Below are 17,787 nucleotides of genomic sequence, written 5' to 3' on the forward strand. Positions count from 1 at the left end.
AAACTACAGGAGCCTTCGGTCCGGTACCTGGTGTATGAGCGACGCCGAACCCACGGACCGGCAGAAACCGACGACGTGGCTCGACACCGCGGACTCGGTGATCGACCGGAACCTCGCGCGTGACGAGACGATCGAGTTAACCGCCGAGAATCTCGAAGTCGACGTTCCGACGGAGTTCGGCGAGAAACCGCCGGCGAGAGTCCGGTTCAACGGGACCGTCAGGATCAGCTCCGAGGGGCTTTCGGGCCCCCTGTTTGCGTGGCTCGACTGGTGGGACGATCGCGACTAACTGACGAGAGCGTCCTCGATCACCTGCAGCGGGTGACGGACCTCGTAGCCCGTCCCGTGTTCCATCTGCATCGCACAGGTCGGACATTCCGTCATCCCCGCGTCGGGTTCGGCCTCTTCCATGTGGTGGAACATCTCCGCGCCGATCTTCATCGAGGTGTCGTACTTCTCCTCCTTCCAGCCGTAGGTCCCCGAGATCCCCGAACACGAATCGCCGACGTCCTCGGCCTCGGCGCCCTCGACGCCGTCAAGCAGTTCGATCGCCTGGCCTGCGAGCCCTTGGTTGCGCGCGTGACACGGCGCGTGGTAGGCGTAGCGCTCGGGTTCGATCTCGCTCTCATCGAGCGCGCCCGAGAGGTCCTCGTGGATACGGAGGTACTCCAAGGCCTCGTAGGTGTGGGCCGAAACGTCTTCGATTCTCTCCAGGTCGAATAGCTCGGGGTACTCCTGGCGAAGCGAGAGCGAACAGGAGGTACACGAGGCGATGACGTCGGCCCCGTCCTCGATAGCTGCCGAAAGCTCCGCGACGTTGGTTTCTGCGGCGCGCCGCGCATCAGACAGCATCCCGTTCGCGAACATCGGGGTGCCGGAGCACTTCTGGGGGGGAACCATGACCTCGTAGCCGAAGGACTCGAAGACACGGACCATCGCCTTACCGACCTCAGGCGTGTTGTAGTTCGAGTAACAGCCATGGAAGTACGCGACGCGCTTCTCGTCGCTCTCGATCTCGGCCCCGCCCCGTTCCGACCACCACTCTCTGAACGTCTGCTGGGCGAACTCGGGGAACTCGCGCTCTGCGGTGATCCCCATGAACTTCTCGTTTACCGTCTGCACGACTGAACTACTCATCACGGCGTTGGCCAGCCGAGGGACCTTCGAGCCGAACCACGCGAGGGTGCCGTAGTTCGAGAGGATCCGGTTGCGGATGTACTCCCGGGAGAGTTTGTCCATCCCGTTCTCGACGAAACTGCCCCGTGCGGTGTTGTGCATCTGGCTCAGGGGAACCCCCGAGGGGCAGGCGGAATCACAGCGCATGCAGTTCGAACAGCTCATCACCGAATCGTCGATCTCGGTGTCCTCTTTCCGTTTGAGTCGCCACTGTTCGGGCCCTTGGAACTTCGGACCGGGGAAGTCGTCATCGACCGCGGCGACCGGACACTCGCTGTCACAGGTCGAGCATTTATAACAGTCGTCGGCCCCGCCACGGAGGTCCATCGACTCGGAGTCGGGGAACACTTCTACTGGTTTGAACTCGTCGGAAGTTTCTGCGTCACTCATTGTAGATCCTCGTTCGCACGCTGGCCGGCGACCAGCCCGGTCGAAAGCGAAACACCGCTTGCCGATTTCTCGCGCGCCATGTCGTACCCGCCCAGTACCGCGCCCGCCGCCCGCAGGTTCGAGAACTCCGGCTCTCCGCTCGAATCGAGCGGTCGGAGGCCGTCGTCGACGCTCACCCCGAATCGGGCGTACGGTTGGTCGTCGAAAACTCGGTCATGGAACCACTCGTAGCGCTCCTCTGGCTGGGGGACGTGACAGTCGAAAACGGGCTCGCTGACACCCTCGCGCGAGGAGTCGATCCCCTTGCCGACGAGGCCGCCCGTCGCCAACACGAACTGCTCGGCGTGGTACGGGACCTCCCGTCGGCCCCGATCGACCGAAACGGCCGTGATCCGCCCGTCATCCGCGGTGTAGCCGACAACCGGGTTGCCCGACTCGACGCGCACGCCCTCGGCGTCGAGCTCCTCGTACAGGCGGTCCTCGAGACGCATTCCGGGCAGGCTCGGCGGCCCCATCGGCACTTCGAAGACGGGCACGCCGAGTTCGGTTTCGAGGGCCTCGCGCACCGCCTGGTGCTCGTCGTCGCCGAGGAGGGCGGGAAACCCGACGCGTTCTGCGTCCCCGAGGTACTCCGCGACCCGCGCGGCAAGCGCCTCGCGGGTGCCGAGTCGTTGTTCGCGGTCGCGGAGTTCGTCGGCGTCGAGGGCCGTCGCCAGCCGGGTGATCCGGGCGTCGGCCCGGAACTCGCCGGGGAACCGGATCGTGACCCCCCGAACGTCGAACGGCACCGACGAATCGAGCCGTTCGGCCGCGAGCGGTGCGTCGAAGCTCGTGACGATCTCGAAGCCGACCAGAAGGGTGTCCTCGGTCCGGCTCGCGAGCCCCGCCGCCGCACTCTTCGGGTACCGACCGGTCGGTTTCACCCGCCCGCCGTAGGTCGGCGAGAGGGCGTTCGTCTCCGTGTGACCCCCCTCGTAGAGATCTCCCGCGATCTCGTCGAACAGCGCCAGTGACTCGCGGACCGCCTCGACACCCACTTTCCGATAGGGGTGTTCGTCGGGGAGATCGGCTATCGCCTCGAAGGGCTCGACGAGGGGCTCGTCGCCCCCGTTGTAACCGAGGACGTCGATCAGCCCGCTCGCGTTCCGCAGCGTGTTCTCCTTGTGGGCCACCAACCGAACGCTTGCCCCGCCGCGGGCGGCCTCGATGGCGGCGGTCGCGCCCGCGAGTCCGCCCCCGATCACGAGGACGTCCGACTCAATCGCCATCCCGACCTCTCTCAGTTCGCCCACCGTCGGATCGAGGACCCGACGAGGATCGTGAACCGGTGGTTCGCTCACCGCCGTCGGTTGCGGTCTCGACGCCCGAGTCGAACGCCCCGAAGTCCGCGATCTCGGGCGTTCGGTCGAGGCTCATCGTCGTGGCGTGCAGCTGGTAGTTGAGCGCCGCCTGCGAGAGCCCTTCCCCCCACAGTGCGTGGCGCTCGCCCTTCCAGCGCTCCTGTACCAACTCGTCCCAGGCTTCGCTGACGGTCGGCTCGTCGTATCTCGGGTGGAGTTCGTTCGCCATTCGGTGACAGCAAAAGCCACCCTGACAGTTGCCCATCGACGCACGCGTCCGGATCCGGACGGCGTTGAGATCCGAGCCCGAGCCGTCGATCGCGTCCTGAATTTCGGCGCGCGTGACCGCCTCGCAGTCACAGACCGTTGGGTTCGGGTCGGTCGTTTCGAGCACGTCGTCGGCCCGCGAGCCCAGTCGTTGGACCGAGCGCCGCCCGATCGGGGAGCGAAGCCCGAACTCGTCCATGTAATCGCGAAGCACCGAGAAGTCCTCGCTGCCGGGCAGGGGCTCCTCGGCGGTCCGGCACTCGGCCGAGACGCCGAGTTTCGCACAGACGTGATCGGAGATCTTCTCGGCCATCATCCGGTAGGTGGTGAACTTCCCGCCGACGATGCTGGTCATTCCCGGGAGCGAATCCCGGTCCTCGTGATCCAGCAGGAAAAAATCGCGCGTGATGTCGGTCGGGTCCGTCGTGCCGGTCCCCGGCGGCTCGTACAGCGGACGCACACCCCAAAAGGAGCGAATCGTTCGTGCGTCATCGAGGATCGGGACGAGCTCCGAGAGCGTCTCGATCATCATATCGACCTCCCAGCGTTCCTCGGGGTAGTCCTCGGGGTCCTCGACTTCGACATCGGTCGTTCCCAAAATCGCCGTCGTCTCGTGGGGGACGATGATGTCGGCGTCGCCCTTCTTCCGACAGCGATTCACGACGGTGTCGACCTGTCGGACGTTCATGATCACCATCACGCCCTTCGACGGGCGGACTTCGACGTCGACGCCTGCCATCTTGCCTACGCGTCCGGCCCACGCGCCGGTCGCGTTGATCACGTGGTCCGCGCGGATCTCCTCGGTCGTGCCCGGAAGCGAGTGGTTCCGTTTCCCGGGCCCCGACTCGTGTTCGACCTCCACGCCGGCGACCTCGCCGTCCTCGACAAGCACGTCCGTCACTTTCGCGTGCGTTTCGATGCGTGCACCGTGTTCGGCCGCGTCCGCGGCGTTCGCGACACAGAGCCGGAAGGGATCGACCGCGCCGTCTGGCACCGCGATCGCGCGTTTGACGTCGCCGGTGAGATACGGTTCGCGCTCGCGGGCTTCCTCCGCCGTCAGGACCTCCGCCGGGATGTCACACTCCCGACAGCCCGCCAGTTTCTCCTCGAAGTACTCGTCGGGGTCGTCCTCCAACTGGACGAACAGCCCGCCGGTCATCTCCACGCAATGGCTCGCGATCTCGCGTAACACCCGGTTTTCCTCGATACACTCGCGGGCGCTCGCCTGATCGGAGACGGCATACCGCCCGCCGCTGTGAAGCAGGCCGTGCATCCGGCCCGTCGTGCCGTGCGTGAGGTTGCCCTGCTCGACGAGCGCGACCGAGAGCCCGCGCATCGCCAGATCGCGAGCGATGCCACAGCCCGTCGAGCCGCCGCCGACGACGAGGGCGTCGACCCTGTCTGTCATCGTCTTCCCCTTGGCTCGCGCCCACTTTACTTTACCCCTCACCGCCGACCATGAGTAAACTATTTCTCACATGACTGATTGTTAGGTTTATAATGGACGTCACGGACCGGCTTTCGTGCGGGTCGAACAGTACGCACCTCGGTTCCCGAGGACGGGTCGAATCCACGGGTTTTATCGCCCGCGTTCGCAACCTGCGGTCGAACCTCCCCGCGACGACGACACGCGACCCGGTGTGGACGAACGCCTGACCGGATCGCTCTCAGAGATACAATGAACATCGAAGAACGCGTTGCGAGGCGCCGACGATCCGACGACGGCCCCCGACTGATCAGGAGCTACGACGCGCTGAGCCCGGCCGCCCACGTCCGGGACCCGGATGGCCGTGGCGCCGTCTTAGAGCAGTTGCTCGATTACCTCGAACCGGCGTTCGACGGCGAACTCCCGTCGAACGCCTACGTCTGGGGGCCGAAAGGGGCGGGAAAATCCGCCCTCGTCACGGCGCTGTTTTCCGAACTCGGACGGGTGAGCCGCGACGTCGAATCGAGCATCCACACCACCACGCGCGTCGACGACGCCTGGACGACGGGCTTTGCGTACGTCGATGCCCGGGGGACACGAAGCGAGTTCGGCCTGCGCCACGCGATCCTCGATTCGCTCCTCGAAGAGCGCGTCCCGAAACAGGGCGTCGGCGGCGATCATCTCCTCGAACTGTTGGACCAGCGGTTCGCGAGGACGGGCAGAACGGCGGTCGTCGCAGTCGATCACCTCGGCGAACCCGAGACGTTTCCGGTCGACGTCGTCGAGACGTTCCTCGATCGGGTGCCCGACTCGGTCGCGTGGCTTGCGATCGGGCGCGAATCGCCCGACGAGAGTGGGGTGTCTACTGGATTGACGATCCACCTGCCGGCCTACCGGGAGTACGTCCTTGTGGACGTCCTGACGGGTCGGGCCTCGCGGGGACTCGCCCACCAGGCGGTCTCCCACGAGGCGCTCCGTCGGGTCGCTACGTGGGCCGAGGGGGACGCCCACGACGCCCTGGCCGCGCTGTTCGGCGGGGCGGTACTGGCGAGCGAGGCCGGCGAACGGCGGATCGAATCCGAGCGTCTCGCGGCGGGGATGGAGGCGGTCCCCCGTCCGAGCGCGGCGATCGGGCGCGTGCTCGCGCTCCCGGAGAACAGACAGCGAGTGCTCAGACGGCTGCTCGAACTCGATACCGCCGATCAATCGATCGGGACGAGCGCCGAGTCGATCGCCGGCGAGGACTCGCTCGACCTCTCGACGGCGACGGTCAAACGCTTCCTCTACGAGCTCTCGGAGACGGGCGTGCTCCGCCGGACGCGGGCCGAACGCACCGATGGACTGGGACGACCTCCGAGTCGTGTCGAGCCGCGATTTCCCACCCTCGTCTTCCGCCGGGCGTTCGACGCCGCGTACGATCGGTAGGAAGGTTTATCATGAACGTCTGTATTGGTTATCGGTAGTACGGTACTGTTCGATAAAGAATGCGGTGCCGTCTGACCGGAGTTCCGGGAACGACACTAACCATGACAACCGAACACTTCGTCGGCGCGATCGATCAGGGAACGACAGGAACGCGATTCATGATGTTCGATCACGGCGGGCAGGTGATCGCGAACGCCTACGAGACCCACGAGCAGATCTATCCCGAACCGGGCTGGGTCGAACACGACCCCAACGAGATCTGGCGCAACACCCAGTCGGTGATGACCGACGCGCTCTCGAACGCGGGGCTTGAGGCCGAGCAACTGGCCGCCATCGGCGTCACCAACCAGCGCGAGACGACGCTGTTGTGGGATGCCGATACGGGCCAGCCGATCCACAACGCGCTGGTCTGGCAGGACCGCCGGACGACCGATAGGGTCGAGGAGCTTCAGGAGGCGGGGATGGCAGAAACCATCCGCGAGAAGACCGGACTGGAGGTCGACGCCTACTTCTCGGCGACGAAAGCCGAGTGGATCCTCGACAACGCCGATCCGATCAAGACCCAGCGCGCCCGGCCCGCGGACTTACGCGAGCGCGCCGCCGACGGGGAGATCAAGTTCGGCACGATCGACACCTGGCTCATCGAGAAACTGACGGGCAACCACATCACCGACGTCACGAACGCCTCGCGGACGATGCTCTATGACATCCACGAGGGCGACTGGGACGAGGAGTTGCTGGACGAGTTCGGCATCGCCCGGGAGATGCTCCCGGAAGTACGGCCCTCCAGCGACGAGAACCACTACGGGACGACCGATCCCGACGACTTCCTCGGCGCGGAGGTCCCCGTTGCGGGCGCACTCGGCGACCAGCAGGCCGCGCTGTTCGGCCAGACGTGTTTCGACCCCGGCGACGCGAAAAACACCTACGGAACGGGGTCGTTCTTCCTGATGAACACCGGCGAGGAGGCCGTCGAGAGCGAACACGGCCTCCTGACGACCGTCGGCTTCCAGCGCTCGGGCGAGCCGATCCAGTATGCGCTCGAAGGGTCGATCTTCATCACCGGCGCGGCCATCGAGTGGCTCGTCGACGTGGAGTTGATCGAGGACCCCGCCGAGACCGAGTCGCTGGCCCGTAGCGTCGACTCGACGGACGGCGTCTACCTCGTGCCCGCCTTCACCGGGTTGGGAGCGCCCCACTGGGACGGCCGGGCGCGCGGGACCATCGTCGGGATGACCCGCGGCACCACGAAAGAACACATCGTCCGTGCGACCCTCGAATCGATCGCCTACCAGACGCGGGACGTCGCCGAGGCGATGGAGGCCGACTCGGGCATCGAAATGAGCAGTCTGCGCGTTGACGGCGGCGCGGTCAAGAACAACTTCCTCTGTCAACTGCAGGCCGATAGCATCGGCTCGGAGATCGTCCGGCCCGTGGTCGACGAGACGACGGCACTCGGCTCGGCGTACGCCGCCGGACTCGCGGTGGGCTACTGGGAGACCGCCGACGAACTGCGGGACAACTGGCAGGTCGACCGGGAGTTCGCCCCGGAGATGGCGAGTACGGAGGCCGACCGCAAGTACGGACGCTGGCAGGAGGCCGTCGAACGATCGCTGAACTGGGCACAGGAGGAGTAAGATGTACGATCTCGTCCTTCAGGTGCCGATCCTCGGGCTCGAGTACGAGCGCTTCGGGGCGCTGCTCATCGCCGCGCTCGCGGGCGGGGCGTTCGGCGCGGCGCTCGGGGCGCTGCCGTCGTTCATCTTTACGGGTTTCGTCGTCCTCCTCGGAGAGGGCGTCGGGGCCTTGCAGGCCCAACTCGTCGAGGCGGGCGCGAGCGGGCTGGTCCTCGACATCAGCGGTACGATCGGCTTCGGGCCGGTCGTCGGTCCCCACATCGCCTTCGCGGGCGGGGTCGCAGCGACCGCCTACGCCGGGAAGCGATACCCGGAGATGGAGCCGGCGGGCTGGGACTATCACTTCGGCAAGGACATCCCCTACGCGTTCGGGACCAAACCGGACGTCCTGCTGGTAGGGGCGCTCTTCGGCGTCCTCGGGATGTTGCTGAATCAACTCGGCGCGGGGATTGGCCTGCCACTCGACACGATCGCGCTGTCGGTCTTCCTGACGGCGATCGTCGCACGCGTCGCCTTCGGATACCCGCTGATCGGGACGCCAGCGGGAAGTGGCCTGCTGGACATGACCCCCTTCGAGCGCGAGGAGACGCGCCCGGGGAGCGACCGACTGGCGACCGAACCCTGGCTTCCCCACCAGTACACGTGGGCCGGCGTCGGGACGATCGGTCTCGTCGGGGGCGTGCTGGGCGGGTGGACCTGGCTGTTGACCGGAAGCATGTTCATGGCCTACGGGATCTCCGCGGCGAGCCTGCTGTTTTTGAACCTCGGCGTCGAGAAGATCCCCGTCACCCACCACATGACGCTACTGGGATCGGCAGGCGCGATGATCGCGGCCGCCGCCGTGGGCAGCGAGCCGCTGATCCTGATCGTCGCTGCGCTCTTTGGCTGTCTCAGCGGGCTGTTCGGCGAGCTCACCCAGCGGGTGTTTTACGCCCACTCGGGGACCCACGTCGACCCGCCCGCGATGGCGATCACGATCATGACGCTGCTGATCGGTGTCCTCTACCTGCTCGGACTCCTGCCCAACGCGGCGTACCTCGGGCTCTGACCGCCCAGTTCACCATTTCGAGATCGCGCTGCAGGGCGTAGGTTGATGGGCGATGGAAGCCATACGATAGCTATGAGCACGCGAGACGACGACCTCCTTGTCGGCGATTCCGACGGGATCGGCGTCCGGAGTACCGAAAGCGAGGACGAACCGTTCGATTACTACCTCGTGGGGCCCGACCGCGGCGAGTTCGGGTTCGACGCCGCCGAGGTCCAGGAGATTCGTGAGTTGCTCGACAACACCCTCGGAAACGGCTGAGTCACTCCTCTAGGAGGTCCTTGCGTCTGATCTTTCCGGTCGTGGTCTGAGGGAGTTCCTCGCGGAACTCGATCTCGCGGGGATACTCGTACTTGGCGAGGCGATCGCGCACGAGGTCCCGAAGCTCCTCGCGCAGTTGGTCCGATCCGTCACCGACCGGCTGGACGACCGCCTTGACGATCTCGCCGCGGGTTTCGTCGGGGACGCCGATCACGCCGACTTGCGCGACCGCCTCGTGATCCAACAGCACCTCCTCGACCTCGCGGGGGCCCACGCGATACCCGCTGGTGATAATCAGGTCGTCGTCCCGCGATTTGAACCACAGATAGCCCTCCTCGTCGGCGTAGCCCAGATCACCCGTGCGATGCCACGGGCCGACGCAGGCCTCGTCGGTCCGTTTGGGCCGGTTCCAGTACTCGTGGAAGACGACTGGATCGCCCCCGCGGCGCACGGATATCTCGCCGACCTCTCCTGTAGGACGTTCCTCGCCCGTCCCCGGATCGATCACCCGCACGTCGTGGCCCGGCACCGGTTTGCCCATGCTGCCGGCCCGCGCGGGGAACCACTCCCGGCAGTTGGTCACCAGCAGGTTGGCCTCGGTCTGGCCGTAGAGTTCGTTGACCGGGACGCCGCCCAACTCCTCGTCGGCCCACTCCAGGATTTCGGGGGTCAGCGGTTCGCCGCCCGAGCAGATCGCCTCGATCGAGAGGTCATATCTGTTCGAGTCCACCTCCATCATCATGCGGATCGCGGTCGGCGGGAGGAACGCCCCGGTGACGTCGAACTCCTCCATGAGCGAAAACGCCTCCTCGGGGCTGAACTTCCCTAATGGGGAGCCCACGACCGGTTGGCCGTAGTGCCACGCCGGAAAGAGGAGATCTCCTAGCGCGCCGATCCACGCCCAGTCGGCGGGCGTCCAGTACGTTCCATCGACATCGAGTTCGAAGTACATCGAGAACGCGGGACAGTGGCCCACCCACACGCCATGAGAGTGGAGCACGCCCTTGGGCGGGCCCGTCGACCCACTCGTGTACATGATTATCGCGGGCGTTTCGGCGTCCGTGTCGGTGATGGCGTACTCGGCGGAGCGGTTCTCGATCATCGACTCGAACGAGTCGTCCCCGGAACCGTCGACGAAGACGGTGTGTTCGAGCGCCGAGTCGTCCTCGACCTCTTCGAGGGCCTCCCGGACCGAGGCGTCGGCGACGACCACCCGGGCGCCGCTGTCTGTCAGTCGGTGCGAGAGCGCATCGGGGCCGAACAGGGGCGAGAGCGGCAGGGAGATCGCGCCGATCTTCCAGCATGCCAGATGGGTCAGGGCGTTTTCGGGTTTCTGTGGGACGACCACGCCCACCCGGTCGCCGCGTCCGATCCCGCGGGCTTCGAGCGCGTTCGCGACGCGGTTCGAGAGCCGATCGAGGTCACCGAAGGTGTAGGTCTCACGGCGACCGTCAGGGGAGGCCTGATAGAGCGCCGGCCGGTCGGGATCGGCGTGTTTCCGGAGCAGGTCGTACGCGAGGTTGTAGTCCTCGGGTAAGCTCCACTCGAACTCCCGTCGAGCCTGCTCGTAACTGTCGGACGCGAGCGTGCAGTACCACGGATCGGTGTCGGTTCGTGTCATGATCTGTCGAAGAGGGAGGGGTCGGTGATTTCGATACTGGCGTCGATACGGGGGTCTTCGTCGAGCGATTCGAGGAGCGGTTCCTGAGGATCGCCGGCTTTCGTGTTGTACAACGCCAGTTCCCCGCCGTCCCATGCGAGTGTCAGGCGGGCGCGCCGAAAGCGCGTTCCCCGGACGAGGCTGATCGATTCGAGATCCGAGAGGGGTATCTCGACGTTGCGTTCGTTGTGAGCGAGGAGGTCCTCGGGGGCGAGATCGGCGAGTTCCTCGCGGGCGCGTTCGCCCATGTCAGCGCGCAACAGCGCCGAGGAGAAGGACTCGCCGGCGAAACAGCAGACGAGGCGCTCGGTCGTGAGAAAGGCCTCCCAGAACTCGATCGAGTTGGGGCGTTTCCGGGCCCACTCGGTGAGGTGTGCGAGGCGCGTCTCGCTCATCGCTCGATGAGCGCCCGGAGGTCGGCCGGGACGTAGCTACGCTCCTGGGTGGCGAGCGAGACGCCGACGAACAGGGCGATCGCGACGAGCATCGCGACCGTACCCACGGGGAACGCCTCGGGGAACGGGTAGGCCGCGTTGATGACGTCGGCCAGCTCCACGAGGCCGGCGACATCGGCGGCCATCGGGATCGCACTGTAGACGACGTTGATGACGAGGCCCGCGATCGTCGCGACGATCGCCCCCTCCGCGGTCGCACCCTTCCAGTTCATCCCCAGGACGACCATCGGGACGAACGCGGCGGCGAAAAAGCCCCAGCCGATCGTGCCCAGAATGCCCACCAGTGCGTCCGAGAAGTAGACCACGCCCGTCGAGAGAACCGTGAGACCGGCAAGCGCAGCCTGCGTGACCCGGAGTTCGGTTCGGTCGTCCTCGATGGGCCGCCCCAGTGCGCGGGGGATATCCCGGGAGACCGCCGCCGCGCCGATATTCAGGAAGGAATCGCTCGTGGACATGATCGCCGCCAGTAGTGCCGCGAGGATCAACCCGGCGACGACGCTCGGGGTGTACTGGAGGACGAAGACGGGCGCGACCTCGCTGGCGCTGAAGGTCTGTTCGATCGCGCCGGCCTCGACCTGCGCGCGCATCGAGAGGCCCGCCGAGAACGCGATCATACTGGAGATCGCATACGAGATCGCGGCGATCGGCGCGCCCCATTTGAGGATCTTCAGGCTCTTGCTCATGTAGAACTTCGTGACTAGATGAGGTTGGCCGGCCGCGCCGACCGAAAAGAGCACCCACCACGCGAGCGCGGCGAAGACCGCCGCCGTCTCCCCGCCGAGCGTGCCGAAGGGCGAGATCAGGTCGGGATCCGCGCTCGCGAGGTTCCGCGAGATCCCCTCCATGCCGCCGCCGAAGGACAGCGCATAGGCGAGGACGAACCCCGCGCCGATGATCATCGTAATGGCCTGGAGGAAGTCCGTCCAGACGCCCGCGATCATCCCGCCGAGCATGCTGTAGCCCAGCAGGATCGCCGCCCCGCCGAGCAACCCCCAGATGACGGGGATCCCGAAGATCGCCCGCATCACGTACTGGAGCGCGGCGAGGTTGGTCGCGAGATACGCGATCACGCCGACGGCCACCGCGAAACCGGCCAGCCCGCGGACGGCGTTGCTCTCGTAGCGGACGTACATCCCATCAGCGAGGGTGAGGACGTTCCGGATATCAGCAAGCAGGCGCATCCGTTTCGCGAGTAGCACCCACGTAATGAGAAAGCCGAGCGGCGCGCTGAAGAAGATCCACATGCCGGTCATGCCGAACTCGTAGACGAGTTCGGGCCCGCCGACGAAGCCAAAGCCCGACTGAATCACCGAGAAGGCGGTCATCGCGAGCACCCACGTCCCCACGCTTTTGCCGGTGATGAGGAAGTCGCCCGTCGTTTTGGTTCGTAGGTAGCCCCAGACGCCGATCAGGACGACCACCAGCAGGTAGACCGCCCCGAACGCGAGGATCACGGGGTCGTCCGCGACCGGGATCCCCTCCTGGAGCGGGAGGACGTCAGTCATCGGTGGGTTCACCCCGTTCACGTCGATCGGGCGGGGTCTCTACCCGCCGAGGAACCAGCGGAAACGACCCCTCCGATTGGGCCTCGCGGGCGTCGGCCATGATCGCCTCGACGACCGCCTCGCCGCCGACCCGATCGAACACCACCGAGTAGTAGATCGCCCCCAGAAGCGGTAGCGCCCAGAGGAACAGGACGTAGAAGAACGTCGACGTCGGGAGGCCGAATACGTAGGTGAACGTAGTCGTCCCTGGCGACCACGTCAGCCAGATGCCCGTAAGCCCACTCAGAAAGAGGACGCCGAGGCCGGCGACCAGCCCGGTGTATGGTGCGATATCGAACTCCCCGTCGGCCCGCTCGATAGCGGCCGAGGCGACGGTCGCGAGGACGAACAGCGCGGCGAGGTACGAAAAGACCCTGAAGGTCCCGACCGCCGCCGCCACCAGCAACGCCACCGACAGCCCGCCGACGAGTGCCATGATCGTGTTTCGTGCCATCCCTCCCCTCAACCGACGGGAGAACCATAACCGTTGATGTTGATATAGGAACCGCGGACGATCGCCGCCAGTTTATCCCTCGGCGCGCGAAGGGTGGGTATGACCCCGCCGATCGTCGTCGATATCGACGGCACGATTACCCGAGGGGATGGATCGAGCGCGGTCGACCACCGCGCGTTCGAGGAGCTCCGGGCGTGGCCCGCCCCGGTCGTGATCGCCACCGGCAAGGCGTTTCCCTACCCGGTCGCCCTGTGTCAGTTCGTCGGCATCGAACCACTGGTGATCGCCGAGAACGGCGGGATCGTACTGGCGGGCGGGGAGGTACGGGTGACCGGCGACGCGAGCGGGCCCCGCGAGGCCGCCCGCGAGTACCGCGAGGCGGGCTACGAACTGGGCTGGGGCGAGACCGACCTGGTCAACCGGTGGCGCGAGACCGAGGTCGCGCTCAGTCGCGAGTCGCCGCTCGCCCCCCTCGAAGAGATCGCCGCCGAGTACGGACTGGAGGTCGTCGATACCGGCTACGCGTACCACCTCAAAGACCCCGCGATCTCGAAGGGCGCCGGTCTGGAAGCGGTCTGTGACGCCCTCGGTCGCACCCCCGAGGAGTTCGTCGCGATCGGGGACTCGGAAAACGACGTCTCGACCTTCGAGGTCGCCGGCCGGTCCTTTGCGGTGGCCAACGCGGACGGGGCGGCGCGCGCGGCCGCAGACGAGGTCCTCGAAGGCAGGTATTCCGCGGGGACCGTCTCGGTGCTGTCCTCGCTCAGGTAATCGGACGGGGGATCACTCGTAGGGTCGGAACGTGCCGTCGATGTCCCACTCGTGGATGCAGTGGCGGTTGCCGACCCACCGCGTTCCGTCCTCGCTGGCGATCCGCCAACAGCCGTCGTTCGTATCCCATACCTCCTCTCGATTGCAACACTCACATTCGCGTCGTTGTGGTGTTCGTAGCTCGGTACGTGCCAACATATCCGTGTCAATGGAGCGCACACTGATAACCGTAGCGAAAACCGACAGGCCGAAACCGGCGGCGCGTGAGGGTTCGTGTATGATCAAGATGGTACAGCTCCTCCTGCGCGACGACGAGATCACCCACGAGGAGTTCAAAACGCGCTGGACGGGCGAGCACGCCGAGATTGCGGGCCAACTGCCGAACCTGCAGAAGTACGTCACTTCGGCGCCCCGCGATCCCGAGAAAGCCGGCTACGACGGGATCGTCGAACTCTACTTCGAGTCGACCGAGGACCTCGCGGCGGCCTTCGAGTCCCCCGAGGGCGAGCGCGTGCAGGCCGACGCTGCGGAGTTCGTCGATCTGGAGGCCTCCCCTTCGTTGGTCGTCGAGGAGACCGTCCAGTTCGATCACTCCTCGTAGACGATCCCGTCGTCGGCGACGTTTGGCGCACCGACCACCAGCACTCTCGAGTCCTCGCAGGCGGTCAGTTGGCGCCACGATTCGGGCGGAACGACGATCACATCGCCCGCGGCCAGGTCGACCGTCTCGCCCTCGATCTCCATCTCGAACCTGCCCGAGAGCACGAGGTACAGCTCCTCCTGTTGGCCCTGTCGGTGACGGTTGTTCGACTCGCCCTCGCGGTATTCCCAGACGCTCGGGCGGGTCTCCTCGGGCCGGAGTTCGTACCCGATCGCCCGCAGGCGCGGCTCGATTCCCTCGATCTCGCGTGGCTCGACCTCCTCGATGGTGCGGTGCGTGTACACGGTTCGTACTCGCCGGACGGGGTGAAAAAACCGCGTCGTCCTGTCGGACAGTCGAGCAGTCCGAACTATAAGGTACTCCCCGATCGTATCGTGGGTACCCATGAGCAGCGACGACCCAGCCGAGGAGACTCAGACGTGGCCCGAACTCGCGATCGGCCTGTACGACCGTCTGACCGGACGGGGCGCGGAGATCACCTACGAGTTCGAGGACATGGAGGTCGACGTACCGAGCAAAACCGGCGAGGACGCCGACTACGCCCACTGGCGGGTCGATGGCACCCTGCGGATCAGGACCCGGGATCGAGAGTGATGGGACCGGCGCTCGCCGTCGAGGCGGATCTCGAACTCGTCGTCGAGGGCCACCCGATCTCGGTGACGGGATCGGGCTCCCATCTGACGGTCGCCTCCCCGACCGTCCGCGGAGCCGTCGCCGTTCTCAGAGGTCTCGGGACGGCCGGGGACCTGTTCGGATCGGTCGGCTCGCGGTTCGTCGCCGCCGACCTCTCGGCGGACGTCGATGTCGACGGGAGTACGGTCGCACGGATCGGCCCGCACGTCGAACCGAACGCCCTCTCGGAGCTACTGGGGCTCGCCCCGGCGCGGGTGTGGCCCGGCGCGCTCGTGCGTGCGCTCCTCCGGGACCTCAGAGCGTGAGCACGTAGACGATCTCCTCGTGAGGTTCGTCCCCGATGGCGGTCTCGCCCTCGCGTACGGGCTCGAATCCGAACCCGTGGTAGAAAGCGTTTCCCGGCTCGTTTTCCGCGAGGACCATCGCCTCGACGGCCGTGCAACCCGCAGCCGCGAGCCGGTCACACGCCGTCTCCAGTAGGCGGGTTCCGACGCCAGCGTCCCGCCGGTCGGGATCGACGTAGAGTCGCAACAGCGTGCCGGTCCCCGACGCGCCGACGGCGTGGGCGAAGCCGATCACGCCCTCGTCACCGGCCCCGCTCGCGACGAGCACATGAGCGTCGTCACTCGCGATGTCGAAGGCGAGTCGGTCGGAGGCGTACCACTCCTCGACGCCCTCGGCGATCGTCTCCCGGCTCAGGATCTCCGGATAGTCCGTTTCCCACGATCGCCGGGCCACACCGCGGATCCCCGCGACGTCGTCCCCGTCGGCCTCCCGTACGTTCATGGTACTATATGGCATGCACGGCAAGTAGCCGTTTCGGCGGTCGGTGGGTCGCCGGCCTCGAATACCGGAAGCTAAGTCCTCGCGGGACCCCCTATCGGCATGGGCTTTCACACCTACCCGGTCGAGCGCGCCGCGGAGCTCGAGGACGCCTCGCGCTATCGGTTCTGCTCGCGCGAGGAACTGCTGGGGCTGCTCGCGCTCGACGGCACCGAGACCGTCGTCGACCTAGGGAGCGGCACCGGCTTTTACACCGACGACGTCGCCCCCTTCGCCGAGCGTGTCCACGCCGTCGACCTCCAAGAGGAGATGCACGACCTGTATCGCGAGAAGGGACTTCCGGGGAACGTCACGCCCGTGACCGCCGACGTGGCCGACCTGCCCCTTGGAGACGGGGAGTGTGACGCCGCGGTGACGACGATGACCTACCACGAGTTCTACGGGGAGGCGGCGCTGTCGGAGCTTCGCCGGGTGCTTCGCTCGGGCGGACGACTGGTAGTCGTCGACTGGTCTCGGGCCGGCACCGGTGACGAAGGTCCCCCACGCGAGGAGCGCTACGACTTGGAGAGCGCCACAGCCCAGCTCGAAGAAGCCGGATTTTCGATCGAGTATTCGACCGAACGTCCGGAAACGTTCGCGCTCCGTGCTAGTACTGACTAGATAGTCTTAGATTATGTGGATGAATATCAGGACAACCGTTACGTACGAGCGGGTGATATTGACACCCATGCACGACCGAGATCCGTACACGCCAACCGGGTCGTACTACGAATGTCTCGACTGTCAGTACCGCACGAGGGGGGCCGATCACCTCGCGAACTGTCCCGAGTGTGGGGGAACGGTTCGCAACCTCGCGGTCGCCCGCGAATAGCTAGAAATCGGGGAGGTCGTCGGGCGCTTCGTACTCGGCCTCCCAGTCGACGTACTCCGCTTTGAGCACGTCGCTTACGATCTGACCGAGTTCCGTCAGCGAGGCGTTGATCGAGGAGACGATGCTCCAGGAGTCGAGTTCGGGATGGATATCGCGCTCGCGCCAGTCCTCGGGCAGGCCGGGGGCGTGATAGCCAACCCGATCCGCAAAGTCGTCCCAGAAGAAGTCGAACTCGCCGAGGAGGTCCAGATCCGCCGCGATCGCGTACTCCTCCTCGGTGAGGTCGGTGTGGGCGGCCCACTCCTCGAAGGCGTCGGCCCACGCCCCGTCTTCGAGGAACGCTTCGAGTTCCTCGCGGCGGTAGTCGGCGACGCCGACGCCGTCGACGTCGTCGTACTCCGCGGGGTTCTGAGCACCGAGTTCGGGCGGGTCGGGGATCTCGACGGCGAGGCTCATGGCTCCACAGAGAGCGGGTGTGCCGATAAGCGTGGCCCCTCGGTGGTCGAGTCAGCAGGCTCATTTCGCCGCGCCCGAAAGTCTGGCCATGGATCTGCTCGAAACGTACATCGAGAACCGCGAAATGGTCCAGCCCAACCACGCGAACAGTCTCCAGACCGCCCACGGGGGCAACGTGCTGAAATGGATGGACGAGATCGGCGCGATGAGCGCGATGCGCTTTGCCGGCGAGTCCTGCGTGACCGCCCACATCAACGGGGTGGACTTCGAGCGCCCGATTCAGGTCGGCGACATCGCGCTGATCGAGGCGTACGTCTACGCGGCCGGCGAGACGAGCGTTCGGGTCCGACTGCAGACGTCACGCGAGGACATCCGTACCGGGGAAGCCGAACGGACCACCGAGTCGTATTTCGTCTACGTCGCCATCGACGGGGATCGGACGCCGACGCCGGTTCCGGAACTCACCGTCGAAGACGAGCGCGGCGAGCGCCTCCGCGAGGCGGCGCTTGCGGGCGAGAACGGGCGGCGCTGA

At 66.2% G+C, this 17,787-nt stretch carries 24 protein-coding genes; 13 read left to right on the forward strand and 11 right to left on the reverse strand.

The annotated features are described in order from the left end of the window. The first annotated feature begins 34 nt into the window (after window positions 1–34). A complete protein-coding gene (locus HACJB3_RS10310; RefSeq protein WP_008416961.1) occupies window positions 35–289 on the forward strand; it encodes a hypothetical protein in 255 nt (84 codons plus the stop codon). Here HACJB3_RS10310 and HACJB3_RS10315 read toward each other — a convergent pair. The 3 genes from HACJB3_RS10315 to glpA are packed head-to-tail and all read right to left on the reverse strand — an operon-like array spanning window position 286 to window position 4,581. Then, complete coding sequence (locus tag HACJB3_RS10315) at window positions 286–1,566, reverse strand: anaerobic glycerol-3-phosphate dehydrogenase subunit C (RefSeq protein ID WP_008416960.1); 1,281 nt, start codon at window positions 1,564–1,566, stop codon at window positions 286–288. The two genes, HACJB3_RS10310 and HACJB3_RS10315, sit on opposite strands and share 4 nt — an antisense overlap. After that, window positions 1,563–2,834: a glycerol-3-phosphate dehydrogenase subunit GlpB gene (glpB, locus tag HACJB3_RS10320; RefSeq protein WP_049934570.1), complete on the reverse strand. Its 1,272-nt coding sequence runs from the start codon at window positions 2,832–2,834 to the stop codon at window positions 1,563–1,565. The genes HACJB3_RS10315 and glpB overlap by 4 nt, the downstream gene beginning before the upstream one ends. Next, window positions 2,824–4,581 (reverse strand): anaerobic glycerol-3-phosphate dehydrogenase subunit GlpA, encoded by a 1,758-nt coding sequence (glpA, locus tag HACJB3_RS10325; RefSeq protein ID WP_008416958.1) that lies wholly within the window; start codon window positions 4,579–4,581, stop codon window positions 2,824–2,826. The genes glpB and glpA overlap by 11 nt, the downstream gene beginning before the upstream one ends. Window positions 4,582–4,673: 92 nt before the next feature. On the opposite strand from glpA, the gene HACJB3_RS20200 reads away from it, so the two are divergent. The 5 genes from HACJB3_RS20200 to HACJB3_RS10345 all read left to right on the forward strand — a co-directional run bounded on the left by HACJB3_RS20200 (window position 4,674) and on the right by HACJB3_RS10345 (window position 8,967). Then, window positions 4,674–4,829: a hypothetical protein gene (locus HACJB3_RS20200; protein WP_008416957.1), complete on the forward strand. Its 156-nt coding sequence runs from the start codon at window positions 4,674–4,676 to the stop codon at window positions 4,827–4,829. Between the two features lie 22 nt (window positions 4,830–4,851). Next, on the forward strand, window positions 4,852–6,024 hold the full coding sequence (locus HACJB3_RS10330) for a Cdc6/Cdc18 family protein (RefSeq protein ID WP_008416956.1): 1,173 nt from the start codon (window positions 4,852–4,854) through the stop codon (window positions 6,022–6,024). A gap of 101 nt (window positions 6,025–6,125) precedes the next feature. Further along, window positions 6,126–7,661 carry a glycerol kinase GlpK gene (glpK, locus tag HACJB3_RS10335; protein ID WP_008416955.1) on the forward strand — a complete coding sequence of 512 codons (1,536 nt, stop codon included), beginning with the start codon at window positions 6,126–6,128 and terminating at the stop codon, window positions 7,659–7,661. 1 nt (window position 7,662) lies between these two features. Further along, window positions 7,663–8,709 carry a hypothetical protein gene (locus tag HACJB3_RS10340; RefSeq protein ID WP_008416954.1) on the forward strand — a complete coding sequence of 349 codons (1,047 nt, stop codon included), beginning with the start codon at window positions 7,663–7,665 and terminating at the stop codon, window positions 8,707–8,709. Between the two features lie 72 nt (window positions 8,710–8,781). Continuing rightward, window positions 8,782–8,967, forward strand: coding sequence for a hypothetical protein (locus HACJB3_RS10345; protein ID WP_008416953.1), 186 nt, complete (start codon window positions 8,782–8,784; stop codon window positions 8,965–8,967). A 1-nt stretch (window position 8,968) separates the two neighbouring features. Here the strand turns inward: HACJB3_RS10345 and HACJB3_RS10350 are convergent, their stop codons facing one another. The 4 genes from HACJB3_RS10350 to HACJB3_RS10365 are packed head-to-tail and all read right to left on the reverse strand — an operon-like array spanning window position 8,969 to window position 13,080. Next, window positions 8,969–10,588, reverse strand: a complete 1,620-nt coding sequence (locus HACJB3_RS10350) for an AMP-binding protein (protein ID WP_008416951.1) — start codon at window positions 10,586–10,588, stop codon at window positions 8,969–8,971. Beyond that, a complete protein-coding gene (locus tag HACJB3_RS10355; protein ID WP_008416950.1) occupies window positions 10,585–11,022 on the reverse strand; it encodes a hypothetical protein in 438 nt (145 codons plus the stop codon). The genes HACJB3_RS10350 and HACJB3_RS10355 overlap by 4 nt, the downstream gene beginning before the upstream one ends. Next, a complete protein-coding gene (locus HACJB3_RS10360) occupies window positions 11,019–12,587 on the reverse strand; it encodes a sodium/proline symporter (protein WP_008416949.1) in 1,569 nt (522 codons plus the stop codon). The genes HACJB3_RS10355 and HACJB3_RS10360 overlap by 4 nt, the downstream gene beginning before the upstream one ends. Beyond that, window positions 12,580–13,080: a hypothetical protein gene (locus HACJB3_RS10365; RefSeq protein ID WP_008416948.1), complete on the reverse strand. Its 501-nt coding sequence runs from the start codon at window positions 13,078–13,080 to the stop codon at window positions 12,580–12,582. Before HACJB3_RS10365 ends, HACJB3_RS10360 begins: the two co-directional genes overlap by 8 nt. A gap of 99 nt (window positions 13,081–13,179) precedes the next feature. On the opposite strand from HACJB3_RS10365, the gene HACJB3_RS10370 reads away from it, so the two are divergent. Beyond that, window positions 13,180–13,851 carry a phosphoglycolate phosphatase gene (locus HACJB3_RS10370; protein ID WP_008416947.1) on the forward strand — a complete coding sequence of 224 codons (672 nt, stop codon included), beginning with the start codon at window positions 13,180–13,182 and terminating at the stop codon, window positions 13,849–13,851. A gap of 12 nt (window positions 13,852–13,863) precedes the next feature. On the opposite strand, the gene HACJB3_RS10375 is transcribed toward HACJB3_RS10370, so the two are convergent. Beyond that, window positions 13,864–14,049, reverse strand: coding sequence for an HEWD family protein (locus HACJB3_RS10375; RefSeq protein ID WP_008416946.1), 186 nt, complete (start codon window positions 14,047–14,049; stop codon window positions 13,864–13,866). 79 nt (window positions 14,050–14,128) lie between these two features. Between HACJB3_RS10375 and HACJB3_RS10380 the strand changes: the two genes are divergently transcribed. After that, window positions 14,129–14,452, forward strand: a complete 324-nt coding sequence (locus tag HACJB3_RS10380; protein ID WP_049934408.1) for an EthD domain-containing protein — start codon at window positions 14,129–14,131, stop codon at window positions 14,450–14,452. Here HACJB3_RS10380 and HACJB3_RS10385 read toward each other — a convergent pair. Then, window positions 14,440–14,796: a cupin domain-containing protein gene (locus HACJB3_RS10385; RefSeq protein ID WP_238532757.1), complete on the reverse strand. Its 357-nt coding sequence runs from the start codon at window positions 14,794–14,796 to the stop codon at window positions 14,440–14,442. The genes HACJB3_RS10380 and HACJB3_RS10385 overlap by 13 nt on opposite strands. A 100-nt stretch (window positions 14,797–14,896) precedes the next feature. Here HACJB3_RS10385 and HACJB3_RS10390 point away from each other — a divergent pair, with 100 nt between their 5' ends. Both HACJB3_RS10390 and HACJB3_RS10395 read left to right on the forward strand, forming a co-directional pair. After that, on the forward strand, window positions 14,897–15,106 hold the full coding sequence (locus HACJB3_RS10390; RefSeq protein ID WP_008416943.1) for a hypothetical protein: 210 nt from the start codon (window positions 14,897–14,899) through the stop codon (window positions 15,104–15,106). Then, window positions 15,106–15,450: a hypothetical protein gene (locus tag HACJB3_RS10395; RefSeq protein WP_008416942.1), complete on the forward strand. Its 345-nt coding sequence runs from the start codon at window positions 15,106–15,108 to the stop codon at window positions 15,448–15,450. The genes HACJB3_RS10390 and HACJB3_RS10395 overlap by 1 nt, the downstream gene beginning before the upstream one ends. Here HACJB3_RS10395 and HACJB3_RS10400 read toward each other — a convergent pair. Then, window positions 15,440–15,931: a GNAT family N-acetyltransferase gene (locus tag HACJB3_RS10400; RefSeq protein ID WP_008416941.1), complete on the reverse strand. Its 492-nt coding sequence runs from the start codon at window positions 15,929–15,931 to the stop codon at window positions 15,440–15,442. The two genes, HACJB3_RS10395 and HACJB3_RS10400, sit on opposite strands and share 11 nt — an antisense overlap. Window positions 15,932–16,030: 99 nt before the next feature. Between HACJB3_RS10400 and HACJB3_RS10405 the strand changes: the two genes are divergently transcribed. After that, on the forward strand, window positions 16,031–16,588 hold the full coding sequence (locus HACJB3_RS10405) for a class I SAM-dependent methyltransferase (protein WP_008416940.1): 558 nt from the start codon (window positions 16,031–16,033) through the stop codon (window positions 16,586–16,588). Between the two features lie 67 nt (window positions 16,589–16,655). Then, window positions 16,656–16,799, forward strand: a complete 144-nt coding sequence (locus HACJB3_RS19630; protein WP_008416939.1) for a rubrerythrin-like domain-containing protein — start codon at window positions 16,656–16,658, stop codon at window positions 16,797–16,799. Here HACJB3_RS19630 and HACJB3_RS10410 read toward each other — a convergent pair whose 3' ends face one another. Beyond that, window positions 16,800–17,255: a hypothetical protein gene (locus HACJB3_RS10410; RefSeq protein WP_008416938.1), complete on the reverse strand. Its 456-nt coding sequence runs from the start codon at window positions 17,253–17,255 to the stop codon at window positions 16,800–16,802. 88 nt (window positions 17,256–17,343) lie between these two features. Between HACJB3_RS10410 and HACJB3_RS10415 the strand changes: the two genes are divergently transcribed. Then, a complete protein-coding gene (locus HACJB3_RS10415) occupies window positions 17,344–17,787 on the forward strand; it encodes an acyl-CoA thioesterase (protein WP_008416937.1) in 444 nt (147 codons plus the stop codon).

Origin of the sequence: Halalkalicoccus jeotgali B3 (assembly GCF_000196895.1) — an archaeon.
In the GTDB taxonomy this organism is placed as follows: domain Archaea; phylum Halobacteriota; class Halobacteria; order Halobacteriales; family Halalkalicoccaceae; genus Halalkalicoccus; species Halalkalicoccus jeotgali.